Origin of the sequence: Shouchella oshimensis (assembly GCF_004375095.1) — a bacterium.
GTDB classification, from domain to species: Bacteria; Bacillota; Bacilli; order Bacillales; family Bacillaceae_D; genus Shouchella; species Shouchella oshimensis.
The window spans coordinates 1-3,746 of sequence record NZ_SNUX01000007.1; the positions used below are offsets into that span (position 1 = coordinate 1).

Sequence of the window (3,746 nt, forward strand, 5' to 3'; positions counted from 1 at the left end):
CAGCGCCAGTAACACCTGTGACTCCGGTAACGCCAGTAGCACCAGTGACTCCGGTAACGCCAGTAGCCCCAGTAACTCCCGTTACTCCTGTAGCACCAGTGACTCCAGTAGCTCCAGTAACACCAGTGACTCCGGTAACGCCAGTAGCCCCAGTAACTCCCGTAGCTCCAGTAGCCCCAGTAACTCCCGTAGCTCCAGTAGGACCAGTAACTCCAGTAGCCCCAGTGACTCCAGTAGCACCAGTGACTCCAGTCGCCCCAGTGACTCCAGTCGCCCCGGTATCTCCAGTAACTCCTGTAACTCCTGTGGCACCAGTAACTCCAGTAGCTCCAGTAGCTCCTGTAGGACCTGTAACCCCAGTGACTCCAGTGGCTCCGGTAACTCCAGTAGGACCAGTAGCTCCGGTGACTCCAGTAGCTCCTGTAACCCCGGTGGCACCAGTGACTCCGGTAACACCAGTAGCCCCAGTGACTCCAGTAGCGCCAGTAACTCCAGTGACTCCGGTAATTCCAGTGGCACCCGTAACCCCAGTAGCACCTGTAACTCCGGTAATACCAGTGGCACCTGTTACCCCAGTGGCCCCTGTGACACCAGTGGCACCAGTAGCTCCGGTAATGCCAGTAGCTCCTGTAACCCCGGTGGCACCAGTGACTCCGGTAACACCAGTAGCCCCAGTGACTCCAGTAGCGCCAGTAACTCCAGTGACTCCGGTAATTCCAGTGGCACCCGTAACCCCAGTAACCCCAGTGGCCCCGGTGACACCAGTAGCACCAGTAACACCAGTAGGACCAGTAACTCCTGTTACTCCTGTAGCTCCAGTAGCTCCAGTAATGCCAGTCGCCCCTGTAACTCCGGTAACTCCAGTAGCACCAGTGACTCCAGTAGCGCCAGTAACACCCGTTACTCCGGTAACGCCAGTAGCTCCAGTAGTTCCAGTAGTTCCAGTAACACCCGTTACTCCAGTGGCCCCGGTGGCACCAGTAACACCTGTAGCTCCAGTGGCACCTGTAGCTCCAGTAACACCAGTAGGACCAGTAACCCCGGTAACCCCAGTGGCCCCGGTGGCACCAGTAACACCAGTGGCTCCTGTAACTCCCGTTACTCCCGTTACTCCTGTAGCCCCAGTAGGACCAGTAACCCCGGTAACCCCAGTGGCCCCTGTAACACCAGTAGGACCAGTAACCCCGGTAACGCCAGTAGCTCCAGTAGTTCCAGTAACACCCGTAGCACCCGTTACTCCAGTCGCCCCTGTAACACCAGTAGGACCAGTAACCCCGGTAACCCCAGTGGCCCCGGTGGCACCAGTAACACCAGTGGCTCCTGTAACTCCCGTTACTCCCGTTACTCCTGTAGCCCCAGTAGGACCAGTAACCCCGGTAACCCCAGTGGCCCCTGTGACACCAGTGGCACCAGTAGCTCCGGTAATGCCAGTAGCTCCTGTAACCCCGGTGGCACCAGTGACTCCGGTAACACCAGTAGGTCCTGTAGCTCCCGTAACGCCAGTAACTCCAGTAGCCCCAGTGACTCCAGTAGCGCCAGTAACTCCAGTGACTCCGGTAATACCAGTGGCACCCGTAACCCCAGTAGCACCTGTAACTCCGGTAATACCAGTGGCACCTGTTACTCCAGTGGCACCAGTAGGACCAGTAGGGCCAGTAGGACCAGTAGCGCCAGTAACGCCAGTGACTCCGGTAACACCAGTGGCTCCCGTAACCCCAGTAGCCCCAGTAGCCCCAGTAGCACCTGTAACTCCGGTAACTCCAGTAGCACCCGTAGGACCAGTAGCTCCTGTAACACCCGTAGGACCAGTAGCTCCTGTAACTCCCGTAACTCCTGTAGCTCCAGTAGCACCTGTAACGCCTGTAGCTCCAGTAGGACCAGTAGCTCCCGTTACTCCAGTAGCTCCAGTAACTCCTGTAATACCAGTAGCTCCAGTAGCTCCTGTAACGCCAGTAATCCCAGTGGCACCAGTGACTCCAGTAGCTCCAGTAGCACCTGTAATGCCAGTAGGTCCGGTAACTCCCGTAGGACCAGTAGCTCCCGTAACTCCTGTAGCTCCAGTAGGACCAGTAGCACCTGTAACGCCGGTAGCTCCTGTAATGCCAGTAGCTCCAGTAACTCCTGTAATACCAGTAGCTCCAGTAGCTCCTGTAACGCCAGTAATCCCAGTGACTCCAGTAGGACCAGTGGCCCCAGGAACACCCGTAACTCCGGTAACCCCAGTAGCTCCAGTAACCCCCGTAGCACCAGTAACGCCAGTGGCACCAGTAACGCCAGTGGCACCTGTAACACCAGTGGCCCCAGTAGCACCCGTAACTCCAGTCGCTCCTGTAACTCCCGTAACGCCAGTAGCACCTGTAACGCCAGTAGCTCCAGTAGCACCCGTAGGACCAGTAGCTCCTGTAACACCCGTAGGACCAGTAGCTCCTGTAACTCCCGTAACTCCTGTAGCTCCAGTAGCACCTGTAACGCCTGTAGCTCCAGTAGGACCAGTAGCTCCAGTAGCGCCAGTAACTCCAGTGACTCCGGTAACCCCAGTGGCTCCCGTAACGCCCGTAGCACCTGTAACTCCGGTAACTCCAGTAGGACCAGTAACGCCAGTAGGACCAGTAGCACCAGTAACTCCAGTAATGCCAGTGGCTCCAGTAGGACCAGTAGCTCCAGTAACTCCCGTTACTCCAGTAGCACCTGTAGCTCCAGTAACTCCAGTGACTCCGGTAATGCCAGTCGCACCAGTAACTCCGGTAGGACCAGTACCTCCAGTAGCCCCAGTAGCTCCGGTAGCACCCGTAGCACCAGTAACGCCGGTAACGCCAGTGGCTCCGGTTACTCCTATAGCCCCAGTGACTCCAGTACCTCCTGTAACCCCTGTAGCTCCTGTAATGCCAGTAGCTCCTGTAACGCCAGTAATCCCAGTGACTCCAGTAGGACCAGTTGCCCCAGGAACACCCGTAACTCCGGTAATGCCCGTGGCTCCGGTTACTCCTATAGCCCCAGTGACTCCAGTACCTCCTGTAACCCCTGTAGCTCCTGTAATGCCAGTAGCTCCTGTAACGCCAGTAATCCCAGTGACTCCAGTAGGACCAGTTGCCCCAGGAACACCCGTAACTCCGGTAATGCCCGTGGCTCCGGTTACTCCTATAGCCCCAGTGACTCCAGTACCTCCTGTAACCCCTGTAGCTCCTGTAATGCCAGTAGCTCCTGTAACGCCAGTAATCCCAGTGACTCCAGTAGGACCAGTTGCCCCAGGAACACCCGTAACTCCGGTAATGCCCGTGGCTCCGGTTACTCCTATAGCCCCAGTGACTCCAGTACCTCCTGTAACCCCTGTAGCTCCTGTAATGCCAGTAGCTCCTGTAACGCCAGTAATCCCAGTGACTCCAGTAGGACCAGTTGCCCCAGGAACACCCGTAACTCCGGTAATGCCCGTGGCTCCGGTTACTCCTATAGCCCCAGTGACTCCAGTAACTCCTGTAGGACCAGTAGCTCCAGTAACACCAGTAACACCAGTAGGTCCGGTAATGCCAGTAGCTCCAGTAATGCCAGTAGCTCCAGTAGCACCCGTAGGACCAGTAGCTCCAGTAACTCCCGTAACTCCCGTAACGCCAGTAGCACCAGTAACGCCAGTAGCTCCAGTAACTCCAGTGACTCCGGTAACCCCAGTGGCACCAGTAACGCCAGTAGCACCCGTAACGCCAGTAGCACCAGTAACTCCTGTAATGCCAGTGGCTCCGGTTACTCCTGTA

Annotated in this window: 1 protein-coding gene; it reads right to left on the reverse strand. The window is 57.0% G+C overall.

The features are described from left to right. On the reverse strand, positions 1-3,746 hold a 3,746-nt coding region (locus E2L03_RS20150), incomplete at both ends, for a beta strand repeat-containing protein (RefSeq protein ID WP_208394377.1).